This window comes from Exiguobacterium sp. 17-1 (genome assembly GCF_023096305.1).
Classification (GTDB): Bacteria; Bacillota; Bacilli; order Exiguobacteriales; family Exiguobacteriaceae; genus Exiguobacterium_A; species Exiguobacterium_A sibiricum_A.
In genome coordinates, this window is sequence record NZ_JALIGJ010000002.1 from 715,264 (window position 1) to 729,369 (window position 14,106).

The following is a 14,106-nucleotide window of genomic DNA, read 5'->3' on the forward strand; positions in this document are numbered from 1 at the left end:
ATCGAAATGGGATTACTTATCATGTACCCTGATTTCCATCAAACGAGTGCAAAATCCGCAAAAAAATCGGGTACAAAAACCAGATGAAGACAGCATTCGAAACGCCGTGCAATAAATCAAATAGACCGCCTGTCAAGAGTAGTGTCCAAAACGCTTCTCGCGAAAACTCGGTAAAGATTAAAAAACCTAAATTGCTGATCCAGCCATAAAAAAACCCCGCCGCCAGTCCATAGATCGTTAAGAGCGATCTCGTTCGCATACCCGGTAAGACACAGAGAAGACTGATGACCGTGTACGCCACGATTTGAAATAACACAAAAGGACCACTTCCTAAAAATAAACTCGTCAAGACGACAACGAGCATTCCGACAATCGTTCCGGAAACCGGCCCTACACAGGCTGCGACCAGGAGAACTAGTGCGGTCGCCGGTTGAACATTCGGAATGCTTGCAAAAATCAGCCTTCCGACAATCGCCGCTGCCGTGATGAGGGCCATGAACCGAAGCATGGACTCTGAAATCGGACGTTTTTCGAAACAGAGAATAACTAAACTGATGAGGAGGACTGCTGCGCCGATCAACTCCATTCGTACAACCTGCTTTGCTCGATGAACATCGATGTCGGACCATCAAAGGCAATTTCCCCTTGGACAAGATACACGATGCGGGTCGCACAAAAAATCAGGTCGGGATCGTGCGTGGCGAGAATAATCAACTTGTCCGGATGATTCAGCATAGTTTGAATAAAATCAGACCGTTGCTGATTGGTTAACCCCGCCGTCGGTTCATCAAAATAACAGGCTTCTTCCGTCCAGGAAAGCCGTTCGATCAATTGTTTTTTTTGTTCGGAAAAAGTAGCGCCCGGCTTATCCAAGACAGGTGCCAGGGCAGGATGTGCCGGAACATAACATTTTTCCCCGGTTCGTTTGACCTTTCCGTAAAGCGGCCGGTCAACCCCAAGCAACAGGCGTAGCAAGGTAGATTTTCCACTTCCGTTGGCTCCTATCAAGGCTACCCGCTCCCCTAAGCGAAACGACATCTGTTCGACCAGCAAGGCGTATTTTGCCTGTAACGGATAACGGTGCCGGATGCGTAACATCTCGTCGATGACCTTTCCTTTAACCGTTCTCGTCCCGCTCTGTTTTTTGAGTGGATGCTGTTGTACCACGGAATAGGCGATGTGACAGGAAAAACGACGTTCGATTTCCTCAAACAACAGTATCAGCCGGTTTTTACGGACTTGATCTAAAAATAAAAACGGTTCCGCCAAGAAAATCCGTTCCGGTAAGCTAGACAATGTATACCCGAGCGAAACCAGTTGCTGTTCCCCCGAAGACAACTCACTTGTCTCCCGGTCAAAAAAAGCTTCCAGCCCAAGTAATGTCGCCAGTTCTCCTGCGACAAATAAACTGGTCGTCGCTAACATATCGCGAACACGACCATGCAACAGGCGGTCCGGATGAATCACTTCGGCTCCGGCCGTATGGGCCAGTTGTTCCAGACGTTCAAGTGAACCTTCTTCGTCGGTAATGATGGTAGGCATCCCGTATTCCTCCTTTTGAGAACATTACTAATCCGGGTAACACTAACGCGGCCCCGACCGCAACAGGAGACCATAAGGCAATGTATATTCCTGTAATCAGAAGTCCCATCAACAGATCAGAACGCGTCAAGTGACGTAACGGACTCGGGACTGCTTCGACCGGTAACAGATGATACAACGCAACCCGTTCCATCTTTTCTGCCACCGGTTGTTTGGCATGGCTCATCTTCACTTCCGGCCACGTACGGAGCAACGATGGCAAGATAGCCAGGACCATCCCCGTTAAGCGCGTCAGTCGCGGTAGAATCCGAAATAACGGACCCATCTGATCGAGTCGGACCAATGTAAAAGTCAATTGACTTGATGTTACGAACAAGGCAACCGTCAGTCCGGTCAACCAAATCCCGTATGGATCAACGGAAGCACCGACGAGCAGAGGGGCATACATCATTCCGATATAAATCAGAGGTAACGTCAGATAGCGCAAAACGTTCCATTGACGCATCCATGTAAAGAATACGAAATGTCCGGTCAAAACAATCAGTATGCCGGCATATGTGTGCAAAAAGAACGGGACCGATAACATCGCCACTAAAAAAAGAGCGACATTCAGTGGATGAAGTCGCTCCCGTTCCGCCTTACTGAAAATAAGCCATTGCATCTTTTTCAAATCGCCATTCCAGACGGTCGCCGTCTTTTAGTTCGTACGCCCCTGCCCCGACTTGTGCCGGTTTGTCATTGACGCCAAATACCCAGCCGCTGCTTGCTCCGGCTGATTTTTCACGGATACCGTCAACGGCCGTCACGTACGCCATTTCACCCTTACCGGTCTGTACGACCGGCAGTTTTGTCTCTTCCAGTGCATCGAGCGCCGTTTCCGATTTGCTCAAGCACATCTCTTTTTCGAATAATGTCGTCGTTTTTTTCTTTGCATGATTGACGACCGAAACGTCTACGGAGCGGTCACATGCTTTTGAATCCGCCGTCTGATCCGCCGGTTTTTCCGTACATCCTGCAAGCAACAAGATTCCACTCATCAGCATCCATTTTTTCATCGTACGACTCCTTTTCGTCTTGAGGTCTCAAAACTGTAATTGTATAAAAGTATCGTTTTCTCCCGTAACGATTGCCCGTCGGAACGAAGATACGTCAATCGAATCGCGTTGGCCAACACATCTTCTCCGGTATTCACATACGGAATCAATTCACCTTGATCGTTAATCAATAGAACCGTAGCATCCTGTAAGCTGAACGTTTCATACAAACCATCCAAATCCATCTCGACATACGGTGTCTTCGATTCATGAAGAATCTGCTTGATGGATAAAGTCTTTAACGTTCGAAACGAGGTCGAGGCATCAATCAATTTTTGATAGTACGACTCGAGCGAACGGGTCAGTACTTCTTCCCGGGGACGGTACGTCAATGTGCCCGTCACTTCTTGATAGGTCACTTCGTACCGGATGAACCGCTTCGGGCTTTTCGCGATCAACTCAAATGTCGCATTCCGCAGGTTGCCTCCTTGGTCAAACAACAATTGACTTTGTTCCAGTCGCAGCGAGTCGTCTCCGATCCGCCGGTCAATGTGCGTCATCAGTGTGTCAAAAGATTCATCTGTAATCGTGACCTGTCCCATTTGTTGTGTCTCTTCCCGAAGCGTAAACGTATCGAACGGTCCCAGGATGAGCTGAAGCAGGAAAAAAAGAAATCCGAATAAGGCCATATATCGTTTGTATCGAGAATTTTTTTTCGGGTGCAGGACAATCAGGAATAAGATGATTCCCAGCGGCAACTGAATGTCATAGACAGGAAACGATACCGCTCCTAAACATGCATAAAAAACGAATTTCAAGTAAAGATATTGTTCCTTTTCCGTCCGTTTTTCTAAAAAGAAACCAAGAATGATACTTGCTAGCAGAAACAATGACCATTGGATGAGAAAGTCCATGTTGTTTACCCCTTAATCACGACAGATTGATGATCTGTCATGAGGTATGACTCTTCAAATACTTCCCGCGCCTCCACTTCCAACCGTTGTTCTTGATCAACATACCGTGCAGAAATATGCGTCAGCAACAATTTTTTAGCCTGTGCTTTTAAGGCGATTTCAGCAGCCTGTCTTGCTGTCGAATGACCAAAACGTCCGGCATGATCTTGTTCCGAATCAGCAAATGTCGCCTCATGCACAAGGACATCTACTTCTTGTGCCAAACGGATACTCCCGTCACATGGCACCGTATCTCCTAACACGGCCAACTTGATGCCCGGCTTTGGGTCTCCAAGAAAATCAGTCGACCGGTGTTCGATTCCCTCAAATACAAACGTTTCCTGCTGTTTGATTTGACGATAGAGTGGTCCAGAAGGAATGCCCAGTTGTTGTAACGCTTCGACACGTAATGCTCCTTTTTCTTCCTGACCTTCAATCCGGTAACCGTATGCCAAAAATCGATGTTCCAATTCTTCGACAGTGATTCGGAATCCTTCCTGTTCGTATGTCCCGCCTGCCTCGACTTCAATGATGTCGAGCGGATAACGCAGATACGTCCCGGTAACCCGTAACGTCGCCTCCAGCCACTCCTTTAATCCTTTTGGTCCATAGATCGTCAACAACGTCGTACCTTCCAGTGCAGCCCGGGTACTGATAAAACCCGGCAGCCCAAAGATATGATCACCGTGCAGATGTGTGATGAAAATCGTACTGACCTTACGCGGTTTGATCGGACTGTGCAACATCTGATGTTGCGTTGCTTCACCGCAATCAAATAACCAGGTCATCTTCGGATGTAACAGTGCGATGGATGAAACATTCCGTTGTTTGGACGGCATCCCGGCTCCTGTTCCTAAAAAATAAAATTCCATCTTTTTCCCCTTTTCGTAAAATTAGCAATTTTTATACACAAAATACACCTTTCTCGAGTGGAAGCATGATAAACTGTACCCATACTGATTCGAAAGGTGGTTTTTCCATGACCAAAATCGAACGGACTTATGCACGAATCGTACAAAGTGCCCGGATGTTAAACGAAAACTATCGGCAACAGTATGGGAAATCAATCCAAATTCAAGACATTGCAACAACCTTACTATGTACGGAAGAACTTGTTCTTGAGTCGATGGAATATTTCGAACGTCCACAATTAACTTAATCGTACAACGACAAAGAGTGTACCGCAACGTTGCGGTACACTCTTTTTAGTCTGGCATCACTTATTCGTGATGTAATCCACTAACGTCACACATAATTCTGCTGTCTTGACGAGCTCTTCAATCGGCATTTTTTCGTTTGTCGTATGAATGTCCTCGTAACCAACAGCCAAATTGACGGTTGGAATCCCAAATCCAGCAATCACGTTTGCATCTGATCCCCCACCAGAATGCAACAAACGTGGTGTCCGACCGAGTTGTGTAATCGCTGCTTTCGCCACTTCGACGACTTGATCGCCGTCTTCGAATTTGAAACCAGGATACATGACTTTGACTTCGACTTCCGCACGCCCTCCGAATTCAGCAGCAACTTCTTCGAAAGCCGCTTTCATTTTCGCCGTTTGGGCCTCCATTTTAGGCGCAACGAGTGAGCGGGCTTCCGCAAAGATTTCGACGTAATCACAAACGATGTTAGTCGATGGACCACCTCCGCTGAAGCGTCCAATGTTCGCCGTCGTCTCTTCATCGATCCGGCCAAGCGGCATTTTAGCGATTGCTTTTGCTGCAATCGTGATGGCAGAGATTCCTTTTTCAGGTGCAACACCAGCATGAGCTGTTTTGCCGTAAATTTTTGCATTTACTTTCGCTTGGGTTGGTGCAGCCGTAATGATATCGCCGACTTTACCGTCTGAATCCAAAGCAAAACCGTAGTCTGCATCAATCTTCGATGGATCCAAAACCATCGCCCCCACTAAACCGGACTCTTCGCCGACCGTGATGACGAATTGAATTTTCCCGTGCGGTTGATTCGTTTCGTTCAAGACATGGACCAATTCGATTAATGAAGCGAGTCCCGCTTTATCATCTGCCCCAAGAATCGTTGTTCCATCGGTTTTAACATATCCGTCTTCGATGATTGGTTTGATTCCCTGTCCCGGAAAAACCGTATCCATATGGGAAGTGAAATAAATCTTATCGACTCCGTCTTTTGTTGCCGGAAGCGTGATGATCAAGTTGTTTCCTTTATGTTCGGTTTTTGATGAAGCGTCATCTTCGAATACGTCACAGCCGAGTGTCGTAAACGTTGCTTTTAAGTGGGCACAGATTTGTGCTTCCTCTTTTGATTCCGAGTCAATCTGGACCAGTTCTAAAAAGGTATCAAGTACACGTTGCTCATTCACCATGTTGCATTCCTCCTCATTTTTTCAGTTCGACTAGCGCTTTTTTAGTATACCATCTATAGGCAGATTTGCACTTCGCAAGCGTTGTTTGTACAATGGCTATAATCAATCGTTCTATGAAAGGAGTCGTTTTATTATGGCAAAACCATCAAAACAACAACGGATCATCAAATGGACCACGATTACGATTTTAGCAATTTTCTTACTCGGTACTTTTGCGTCGACGATGTTCTACCTCTTCTGATCGACGAATCGTTGCTTCAGTTTCAAATACTGTTCCGCTTCCTGCAACATGTGCAACAGAGCGGACCGGACTTCGAACTCATCGCGTGTCTTCGGTAACGGTGACTCGCGAAATTCTTCGAGTAGACGTTTGAGTTCCATCAAAAATAACGTCGCGTCGGCATCGGGTCGGACATTGTCACCAATCGTCCGGAACAGGTCGGCGACTTTTTTACCTTCGTCTACGACAAGGACTAAATCATCGACGTTGCGGACGATTCCACTCAACAATTCAAATTGTTGTTCGCGCATTCGGAAATACAGATAGTCTTCATCATCATTTCGCCGACCGATGGCATTCCCCATCCGTTTCAAGGAAGCATCCTTCCCCTCTTTCAACAGCCGTTCCGTCTCATGTAGCGTCAGCGAATGTTGGTTGATCCGCCCCGTCTCGATCGCCGCGGCCACTTCGAAGAACAAGGCGGCAATCCGTTGATCGATTTGCAGTCGCCGCTCGGCAATCGTCCGGTCGAGACTCGGCATGTACATATTAACGAGTAATCCGACCCCGACACCAATCAGCAACAAATACAATTCGTTTAAAAAAATGCTGAGGTTTAATTGGCGTGCGACATACAGATGGGTCAGGATGACGACACTTGTGATAAAACCGTCCTGTAGGCGGAGGCGTTGTGTCAGTGGAAGAAATAAAATGAAATAGAGTGCAATAGCAATCGGGCGGTATCCGATGACTTCGAAGATCACAAAACCAAGTCCAATCGCGAGGACCGAAGCCATGATCCGTTCATAAGACGAACGAAATGATTTTTTTCTTGTCGCTTGAATGCTCAAAATAGCGATGATGGCTGCAAAAACGTAGTAATCCAGTTGCATCTTTTCCGCAATCCACATCGCGAGTGCCGCTGCGACAGCGGTCTTTAACGTGCGATATCCGATAAACACAGACTTCCCTCCATTCTTTGTTAGGGTACCTATTCTTTACCCAGGTTGTCGATTGATTTTTTTGAAGGACGTGATTTTTTGACTAAACGTACGATTCGCCCCACTCGCCCGGTCCGTCGAACGGGCTCCTTCAAGGGGCTTGTCTTTTTTTTCTTACTCGGTTGCGGATTGTTCCTGTTGTTACGGGACAAACCCCAAACCATTCTTCCTCCGGCTTCCCCATACGTCGCGGAACTCTACCGGGACGGGAAAGTCATCCGGGAAGAAGAATTCGATTCCGTCACCGAAGCGAAAGCATTTATCAACGGACGCCGTGGCGCTATCAAACGGACGTCCGATGAACGGTATCTCTATTTGACCGGAAGCGGGATTGGAATCGTCAATTCAAATCAGACCTTAAATATTTATTCGGACCGTGCGTTGAAAAAACGACATACGTATGTCGCGCCCGGCAGTCGACTCGCTTTACTTGCCTATACGGATTCGGTCAGTCGGGTCGAGATTGCCGGTCTGACCGGTTATGTCGCTTCCGATCGGTTGACTCTTTATCCGCTCGAACAATCCAGTAACCGGTCCTATTATGAAAAACAAGACGAGCGTCTCTTGCATTATATCGTCGCCGATGCCGGTCTCGGTGGTTTAATTACGGCTGGTGAAGCACCGGCGTCATTAGACGACCGAACGATGCAGTATGTCGAGTCCAAAACGTTGACGCAGGATTTACGGAAACCGACCGCCCTGACAGCCAAGCAACTGGATGCCTATATTAAAAAAAATGCTCCCGACAGTCCCTTGATCGGCACGGGCAAGACGTTTAAGCAGGTTGAACGCACTTATCAAATCAATGCGGCCTATTTGCTCGCCCATGCCATTCATGAATCCGATTACGGACGGTCCGACATCGCCCAAGATAAGTTTAATCTATTCGGGGTTAATGCAACGGATATCGCTCCCGGTCAAAATGCGACGGCGTATACTTCCTTTGAAGACTCGATCCGTAAGACCGGCCGCTTCATCGCCCGTGACTACCTTGCTAAAGACGGGAAATACTACCGCGGTCCGTTTCTCGGAAACAAGGCACGCGGAATGAACGTGTTTTATGCCTCCGATCCGTACTGGAGCGAAAAAATCGCCGGAATCCTCTTGAAAATGAACGCCGTCTAAAACCGACTTATGGTACACTAATGGGCGAGACATCAATCATTTAGGAGTGAATACACATGGAAAAAGTTTTAGTATTTGGTCATAAAAATCCGGACACGGATACGATTGCATCGGCCATCGCCTATGCCGAATTAAAAAAAGAGCTCGGTGTTCACGCTGAAGCCGTTCGTCTTGGTGAAATCAACGGAGAAACGCAATTTGCCCTCGACTACTTCAAAGTCGCCCGTCCCCGCCTCGTGACAGAAGTATCAAAAGAAGCACAACACGTCATTCTCGTTGACCACAATGAACGTCAACAAAGTGCCGACGATATCGATGCCGTCAAAGTGACGGAAGTCATCGACCATCACCGGATTGCCAACTTCGAAACGTCTGATCCGATTTATTACCGGGCAGAACCGGTTGGCTGTACGACGACAATCTTAAACAAAATGTACAAAGAACACGGTGTTGCGATTAAACCGGAAATCGCCGGTTTGATGTTATCAGCCATCGTTTCCGACTCGTTATTATTCAAATCACCGACATGTACGGAGCAGGACGTTATTGCAGCACGTGAACTCGCAACGATTGCCGGCGTCGATGCCAACGTTTATGGTCTCGATATGTTAAAAGCCGGTGCTGATTTATCAATGAAAACTGTGGATGAGCTGATTGCACTTGATGCAAAAGAGTTTTCGATGGGACCATTCAAAGTCGAAATCGCACAAGCAAACACAGTCGATACGGCAGAAGTTTTGCTTCGTCAAGCAGAACTCGAAACACGGATCGAATCATTGATTGCTGAAAAAGAATTGGACTTGTACATGTTGCTCGTCACCGATATCTTGACAAACAACTCGGTCGCACTTGTTCTCGGACCTGAAGCTTCACTGGTCGAACGGGCCTTCGGACTTGATGCTACGAATCACCTCCTTTATCTTGAAGGTGTCGTTTCACGGAAAAAACAAGTTGTTCCGGTCTTGACGAATACGGCAACAGCAGTCGAATAATTTCCATCCAAAAGAAGGAGTTTACTCCTTCTTTTTTGAATACTTATAATGAATGGTTATTCATTCAGTATATAAGGGGGGATTTACACATGACAAAAACAGTACTTGTCACCGGTGGTACGAGCGGCATGGGGAAAGCGATGGCCCTCGCTTTAAAAGAAGCCGGCTGGAACGTCGTCGTGACCGGGCGAAATGCCGAACGGTTGCAACAAACCGACCAGGACTTACAGGCGATTGATGGAAAACACAGTGTCATTCAAATGGACGTCCGGGATCCAGACGCCTGCCTCGCTGCTGTCAATCAAACCCGGCAACAATACGGACAACTCGAAGCACTGATCAATAACGCAGCCGGTAATTTCATCTGTCCGACTGACGAACTCTCGCCAAACGGGTGGAAAACGGTCATTGATATCGTCTTGAACGGGACATTCAACTGTTCCCATGCGCTCGTCAAAGGCTGGCAGGAAGACGGGGTATCAGGAGGACAAATCTTGAATATTGTCGCTTCGTACGCCTGGCAGGCCGGTCCGGGGGTCGCACCAAGTGCCGCTGCAAAAGCCGGGGTCCTGAACCTGACACGGACACTTGCTGTCGAATGGGGGTACAAATACGGGGCCCGGATCAATGCAATCAGCCCCGGTCCGATTGAACGGACAGGTGGAGCCGATAAACTCGCCATGTCACCGGAACACGCAGAACGAATTCGACGGAACGTCCCGCTCGGGCGATTCGGGACACCGGAAGAAATCGCCGGTCTTGCGACTTGGATGCTGTCCGATCAAGCGAGCTACTTAAACGGAGAATGTATCGCCCTCGACGGCGGACACTGGTTAAATAAACAACCGTTTTGATGCTGTTCTCAGTCTCCCGTCTCCATTGCGGGAGACTTTTCAAAAGGTTTTCTGCCCGCCCCTTCTTATTTTCCCATTTAGCTATGTTTATCAATCATTTTTTTAGGAAAATAGTAATACAGATAGTCAGGAGTAAGGAGGATATATAAATGGGAATCGCTTTTATGTGGGGGGCAATCGCAGGAGGAGCTGTCGTAATCGGGGCATTAATCGGCTTGTTCATTCCTCTTAAACAACGTCTAATCGGGTACGTCATGTCGTTTGGAACGGGCATTTTAATCGGAGCGGCGACGTTCGAGTTATTGGATGAAGCCTTAAACAAATCCACGACGATGATTGTCGGTATTTCCTTTATCGTCGGGTCACTCGTGTTCACCGGTTTTGACATGTTCGTTTCCTCACGTGGTGCCAGTAAACGAAAAAGATCGTCCGGCGGTAACGAAGGCACAGGAACTGCCATCTTCTTCGGTACGATTCTGGACGCGATTCCGGAATCAATCATGATCGGTGCCAGTCTTTTATCCGGAAATGTCAGCGCCGCTCTCGTTGCAGCGATTTTCGTCAGTAACATCCCGGAAGGTCTCTCGAGTACGACCGGCTTACAAAAAGATGGCTTCTCAAAGAAAAAAATTCTGGTCATGTGGGGAATCGTCTGGTTGATATCCGCGCTCGCTTCCCTTGCCGGTTATTCCATTTTAGCGGAATTACCGGATATGCAGTTTGCGATGATCGGTGCCTTTGCGAGCGGCGGCATCATTGCCATGCTCGCTTCGACGATGATGCCGGAAGCCCATGAGGAGGGCGGTGCCATCGTCGGCCTGTTCGCTTCACTTGGTCTGATTACAGCTGTCATCTTAAGTTAACGAACAGGGATCCGTTCCATTTGGAACGAATCCCTGTTTTGTTGTGGTTACCGGCCTTCCCATTCCTGTTTGAACCGTTCGACGAACTCGAGCATATACTGATGGCGATCTTCGGCGATGCGTTTCGCTGTCTTCGTGTTCATTAACTCTTTTAAACGAAATAATTTTTCATCAAAATGGTGTAAGGCACTCGTCTTTCCCGTCCGGTCACCCGGCTTGCGGGGAACGAGTCCCGGTACATACATCGGTTCCTTGAATTGGCCGGCAAACTGGAACGTCCGGGCGATGCCGATTGCACCGATCGCGTCCAACCGGTCTGCATCCTGGACAATCTTCCCTTCAAGTGTCTTCATCGGTGGACGGTCGCCGGCTTTAAATGACAAATTGCTGATGATTTCAAGGATATGCAGGCGGTCCTGTTCCGATACGCGTGATCGCAGATGCTGATCAACGTTTTCGCTCGTTCCGCCGAGTTTACTGTCTGCTACATCATGCAGTAGTGCGGCATGTTCAATGATTCGGACATCACCCCCTTCAATTTCCGCAATCCGTAATGCCATCGTCCGGACACGTTCGATGTGGGCAAAATCATGTCCGGAAAAGTCATCTGCATGGAATATCCGAACGAACTGTTCCGTTTCTTCACTTAACATACATACCCTCCCTTTCTTAAAAAAGCGCCGACTCGTCTAATCGAGTCAGCGCTTTTTGTCATAATACTTTCTCCAGGAATTTCTTAGCCCGATCCGTTTTCGGATGATCAAACAATTCGACCGGACTGCCTTCTTCCATCAAAATCCCTTCATCGAGGAACAGGACACGATCGGCGACTTCTTTCGCGAAGCCCATCTCGTGCGTGACGATGACCATCGTCATCCCGCTTTCTGCAAGTTGCTTCATGACGTCCAGCACTTCATTGACCATTTCCGGATCGAGCGCCGACGTCGGCTCATCAAACAACATGACGTTTGGTTCCATCGCCAGCGCACGAGCGATGGCGACCCGTTGTTTTTGACCACCCGACAGCTGGTTCGGGAAGTTGTCCCGCTTTTCTGCCAATCCGACCCGATCAAGCAAGACTTCCGCCCGCTTGATAGCCGCGTCTTTCGAGAGACCCAGTACGTTAATCGGTGCATAAATCAAGTTATCGAGCACTGATTTATGAGGGAAAAGATTAAACTGTTGGAACACCATGCCGATATTTTGACGGGCTTTCGCGATGTTCGCTTTCGGTTTCGTCAGTTCAAATCCATCTACGTTGATTGTTCCGCTTGTCGGTTGTTCTAGTAAATTGATACACCGTAAAAACGTTGATTTTCCGGAACCGGACGGACCGATGACGGCAACCACTTCTCCCCGCCCGACAGTCGTCGTAATACCTTTTAATACTTCCAATTTTCCGAACTGCTTATATAGATCAGTAACTTGAATCATAGGTTCCATCTGATTACCCACTCTTTCTCATAGCTTTTTCGACTTGTTGACCAATCAAGGACAATCCCATGACAAGTACGAAATAGACGAATCCTGCAAATAATAACGGTTCAAAATACAAGGCTTTTTCTCCACCGACGACCTGCGCCCGGCGCATGACATCGAGTACACCTACCGTCGAAATCAAAGCGGATTCTTTTGTTAAGGTGATTAATTCATTCATGATGGCCGGTAAGATGTTTTTGAATGCCTGCGGCAAGATGATTGAACGCAGTTGTTTCATGTAAGGAATACCAAGGGCGTCCGCTGCTTCCCATTGCCCCCGGTCGACGGCTTGAATACCGGCCCGGATGATCTCCGAGATGTACGCGCCCGAATTTAAGGAGAAGGCGATGACGGCCGATTGATAACCGGTCGTGACGTATCCCGTCAACTGCGGTAATCCAAAATGAATGATTGCCAGTTGCAAAATTAACGGTGTTCCGCGGAAGACTGCCGTGTAGGCATGACCTAGAAATCGCAGGAACTTACTCTTTGTAATCTTCAGCGCGGCGACCACGATTCCAATCAGCATGCCGGCAATCGCGGCGACGATGACGACTTGAAACAGAACTGGAATTCCTTGCAGAATATATGGGATTGAATCTTGAATCTTTGTAAAGTCTATCATAACCAATCTCCTAACGTCGCACAAAAGGGATGAGGTTACCCCCACCCCTATGCACTACTCTTATTTTGCTTCTTTTTGGAACCATTCTTCCGCGAGTTTATCGATGTCTCCGTTGTCGATCATCTTTTTCAACTCTTTGTTGAAATCGTCACGCATCTTGTCCCCTTTTTTGAAGGCGACAGCAGAGCCGGTTGGTCCATCTTCTTTAATTTCATACGTTTTTAACGCCTTGTCTTGATTCATGTATTTGACGGCGACGGCATCCTCAATGATCAATGCGTCAATCCGACCCGTATTTAATTCTTGAATGATTTCCGGAATCTTGTTTAACGAAACCGCTTCACTGTCCTTGTACCGGTCTTTTGCTAATGCTTCCTGGATTGATCCAAGCTGGACCCCGAGTTTCTTGCCTTTTAATTCGTCATCCGAAGCGATTGCTTTATCTTTTGTCATGACAAGATTTTTAGATTGGAAATAAATATCCGTGAAATCAGCATTCTTTTTCCGTTCGTCAGTCGGCGTCATGCCTGCCATGACGAAATCGACACGACCTGCACTGAGTGCTCCGAGCAGACTACCAAATTCCATGTCCTCGATTTTTAGATCGTATCCGAGATTTTTTGTCACTTCTTTCGCGATGGCGACATCAAATCCGACGATATCATCACCCTTTGCTGTATCGATATACTCAAACGGGAAGTAATCCGCTGACGTTCCCATCGTCAATACTTTATCGTTCTTTTTCGTCGTGTCGCCTGTTGATTCCTCCGAGGCACCACATGCTGCCATCGTGACTGCGAGAATTCCTGCCATTGCCGTTGCTACTAGTTTCTTCATCAATAAATTCCCCTTCCAACGCTCAATTGTCAGAACTTTAACAATAGTATGACTTATGTTTTTTTCTAATTCAATACTAAAAAGTTCGACCTGATTTATTGCTTTTAGAATATACGAATATTTATTCATTGTAAAGCATAATAATATACAAATAGTGCATAAAACATGAATTTATTCATACCAGATGCGTAATCCGTTCTTTTGTTAACGTTTACATTTATTTTGATTCCAGTCTTTCGT

Annotated in this window: 17 protein-coding genes; 5 read left to right on the top strand and 12 right to left on the bottom strand. The window is 47.3% G+C overall.

The window, feature by feature from the left end; genetic code table 11:
* Positions 1-19: 19 nt before the first annotated feature.
* From MUN34_RS09445 to rnz, 6 genes are read right to left on the bottom strand one after another with little or no spacing between them, the layout of a single operon-like run.
* On the bottom strand, positions 20-586 hold the full coding sequence (locus MUN34_RS09445) for an ECF transporter S component (protein WP_247857640.1): 567 nt from the start codon (positions 584-586) through the stop codon (positions 20-22).
* Positions 577-1,542 carry an ATP-binding cassette domain-containing protein gene (locus MUN34_RS09450; protein WP_247857641.1) on the bottom strand — a complete coding sequence of 322 codons (966 nt, stop codon included), beginning with the start codon at positions 1,540-1,542 and terminating at the stop codon, positions 577-579. The genes MUN34_RS09445 and MUN34_RS09450 overlap by 10 nt, the downstream gene beginning before the upstream one ends.
* Positions 1,505-2,203 carry a hypothetical protein gene (locus MUN34_RS09455; protein WP_247857642.1) on the bottom strand — a complete coding sequence of 233 codons (699 nt, stop codon included), beginning with the start codon at positions 2,201-2,203 and terminating at the stop codon, positions 1,505-1,507. Before MUN34_RS09455 ends, MUN34_RS09450 begins: the two co-directional genes overlap by 38 nt.
* The gene (locus tag MUN34_RS09460; RefSeq protein ID WP_026828863.1) at positions 2,181-2,597 is read right to left on the bottom strand and encodes a DUF4430 domain-containing protein; all 417 of its coding nucleotides are present in this window, start codon (positions 2,595-2,597) and stop codon (positions 2,181-2,183) included. The genes MUN34_RS09455 and MUN34_RS09460 overlap by 23 nt, the downstream gene beginning before the upstream one ends.
* Positions 2,594-3,490 carry a hypothetical protein gene (locus MUN34_RS09465; RefSeq protein WP_114596302.1) on the bottom strand — a complete coding sequence of 299 codons (897 nt, stop codon included), beginning with the start codon at positions 3,488-3,490 and terminating at the stop codon, positions 2,594-2,596. The genes MUN34_RS09460 and MUN34_RS09465 overlap by 4 nt, the downstream gene beginning before the upstream one ends.
* Before the next feature lie 5 nt (positions 3,491-3,495).
* Positions 3,496-4,401, bottom strand: coding sequence for a ribonuclease Z (gene rnz, locus MUN34_RS09470; RefSeq protein WP_026828865.1), 906 nt, complete (start codon positions 4,399-4,401; stop codon positions 3,496-3,498).
* Between the two features lie 107 nt (positions 4,402-4,508).
* Between rnz and MUN34_RS09475 the strand changes: the two genes are divergently transcribed.
* On the top strand, positions 4,509-4,688 hold the full coding sequence (locus MUN34_RS09475) for a hypothetical protein (RefSeq protein ID WP_026828866.1): 180 nt from the start codon (positions 4,509-4,511) through the stop codon (positions 4,686-4,688).
* Positions 4,689-4,745: 57 nt separating this feature from the next.
* On the opposite strand, the gene MUN34_RS09480 is transcribed toward MUN34_RS09475, so the two are convergent.
* The gene (locus MUN34_RS09480) at positions 4,746-5,870 is read right to left on the bottom strand and encodes a M20/M25/M40 family metallo-hydrolase (RefSeq protein ID WP_026828867.1); all 1,125 of its coding nucleotides are present in this window, start codon (positions 5,868-5,870) and stop codon (positions 4,746-4,748) included.
* Positions 5,871-6,098: 228 nt separating this feature from the next.
* The gene (locus tag MUN34_RS15975) at positions 6,099-7,052 is read right to left on the bottom strand and encodes an aromatic acid exporter family protein (RefSeq protein WP_026828868.1); all 954 of its coding nucleotides are present in this window, start codon (positions 7,050-7,052) and stop codon (positions 6,099-6,101) included.
* Between the two features lie 78 nt (positions 7,053-7,130).
* Between MUN34_RS15975 and MUN34_RS09490 the strand changes: the two genes are divergently transcribed.
* From MUN34_RS09490 to MUN34_RS09505, 4 genes are all read left to right on the top strand, one after another.
* Positions 7,131-8,216: an N-acetylglucosaminidase gene (locus MUN34_RS09490; protein WP_247857643.1), complete on the top strand. Its 1,086-nt coding sequence runs from the start codon at positions 7,131-7,133 to the stop codon at positions 8,214-8,216.
* 56 nt (positions 8,217-8,272) lie between these two features.
* Positions 8,273-9,208 carry a manganese-dependent inorganic pyrophosphatase gene (locus tag MUN34_RS09495; RefSeq protein WP_026828870.1) on the top strand — a complete coding sequence of 312 codons (936 nt, stop codon included), beginning with the start codon at positions 8,273-8,275 and terminating at the stop codon, positions 9,206-9,208.
* Between the two features lie 89 nt (positions 9,209-9,297).
* Positions 9,298-10,062 carry a 2,4-dienoyl-CoA reductase gene (gene fadH / locus MUN34_RS09500; protein ID WP_026828871.1) on the top strand — a complete coding sequence of 255 codons (765 nt, stop codon included), beginning with the start codon at positions 9,298-9,300 and terminating at the stop codon, positions 10,060-10,062.
* A gap of 149 nt (positions 10,063-10,211) precedes the next feature.
* Entirely contained in the window at positions 10,212-10,925 is a 714-nt protein-coding gene (locus tag MUN34_RS09505) for a ZIP family metal transporter (RefSeq protein ID WP_026828872.1), read from the top strand.
* Between the two features lie 47 nt (positions 10,926-10,972).
* Here MUN34_RS09505 and MUN34_RS09510 read toward each other — a convergent pair whose 3' ends face one another.
* Genes MUN34_RS09510 through MUN34_RS09525 form a run of 4 tightly spaced genes read right to left on the bottom strand, consistent with a single transcriptional unit; the run spans position 10,973 to position 13,866 of the window.
* The gene (locus MUN34_RS09510; protein ID WP_247857644.1) at positions 10,973-11,578 is read right to left on the bottom strand and encodes an HD domain-containing protein; all 606 of its coding nucleotides are present in this window, start codon (positions 11,576-11,578) and stop codon (positions 10,973-10,975) included.
* A 58-nt stretch (positions 11,579-11,636) separates the two neighbouring features.
* A complete protein-coding gene (locus MUN34_RS09515) occupies positions 11,637-12,359 on the bottom strand; it encodes an amino acid ABC transporter ATP-binding protein (RefSeq protein WP_026828874.1) in 723 nt (240 codons plus the stop codon).
* Between the two features lie 13 nt (positions 12,360-12,372).
* Entirely contained in the window at positions 12,373-13,029 is a 657-nt protein-coding gene (locus tag MUN34_RS09520; protein WP_247857645.1) for an amino acid ABC transporter permease, read from the bottom strand.
* Positions 13,030-13,089: 60 nt separating this feature from the next.
* Positions 13,090-13,866, bottom strand: coding sequence for a transporter substrate-binding domain-containing protein (locus MUN34_RS09525; protein ID WP_026828876.1), 777 nt, complete (start codon positions 13,864-13,866; stop codon positions 13,090-13,092).
* Positions 13,867-14,106 lie beyond the last annotated feature (240 nt).

Bases quoted from the DNA above. Each gene is read 5' to 3' on its own strand.
- MUN34_RS09460 (WP_026828863.1), bottom strand. From the start codon at position 2,597: ATGAAAAAATGGATGCTGATGAGTGGAATCTTGTTGCTTGCAGGATGT.
- fadH (WP_026828871.1), top strand. From the start codon at position 9,298: ATGACAAAAACAGTACTTGTCACCGGTGGTACGAGCGGCATGGGGAAA.
- MUN34_RS09495 (WP_026828870.1), top strand. From the start codon at position 8,273: ATGGAAAAAGTTTTAGTATTTGGTCATAAAAATCCGGACACGGATACG.
- MUN34_RS09515 (WP_026828874.1), bottom strand. From the start codon at position 12,359: ATGATTCAAGTTACTGATCTATATAAGCAGTTCGGAAAATTGGAAGTA.
- rnz (WP_026828865.1), bottom strand. From the start codon at position 4,401: ATGGAATTTTATTTTTTAGGAACAGGAGCCGGGATGCCGTCCAAACAA.
- MUN34_RS09445 (WP_247857640.1), bottom strand. From the start codon at position 586: ATGGAGTTGATCGGCGCAGCAGTCCTCCTCATCAGTTTAGTTATTCTC.
- MUN34_RS09505 (WP_026828872.1), top strand. From the start codon at position 10,212: ATGGGAATCGCTTTTATGTGGGGGGCAATCGCAGGAGGAGCTGTCGTA.
- MUN34_RS09450 (WP_247857641.1), bottom strand. From the start codon at position 1,542: ATGCCTACCATCATTACCGACGAAGAAGGTTCACTTGAACGTCTGGAA.
- MUN34_RS09525 (WP_026828876.1), bottom strand. From the start codon at position 13,866: ATGAAGAAACTAGTAGCAACGGCAATGGCAGGAATTCTCGCAGTCACG.
- MUN34_RS09510 (WP_247857644.1), bottom strand. From the start codon at position 11,578: ATGTTAAGTGAAGAAACGGAACAGTTCGTTCGGATATTCCATGCAGAT.
- MUN34_RS09520 (WP_247857645.1), bottom strand. From the start codon at position 13,029: ATGATAGACTTTACAAAGATTCAAGATTCAATCCCATATATTCTGCAA.
- MUN34_RS09480 (WP_026828867.1), bottom strand. From the start codon at position 5,870: ATGGTGAATGAGCAACGTGTACTTGATACCTTTTTAGAACTGGTCCAG.
- MUN34_RS09465 (WP_114596302.1), bottom strand. From the start codon at position 3,490: ATGGACTTTCTCATCCAATGGTCATTGTTTCTGCTAGCAAGTATCATT.
- MUN34_RS09455 (WP_247857642.1), bottom strand. From the start codon at position 2,203: ATGCAATGGCTTATTTTCAGTAAGGCGGAACGGGAGCGACTTCATCCA.
- MUN34_RS09475 (WP_026828866.1), top strand. From the start codon at position 4,509: ATGACCAAAATCGAACGGACTTATGCACGAATCGTACAAAGTGCCCGG.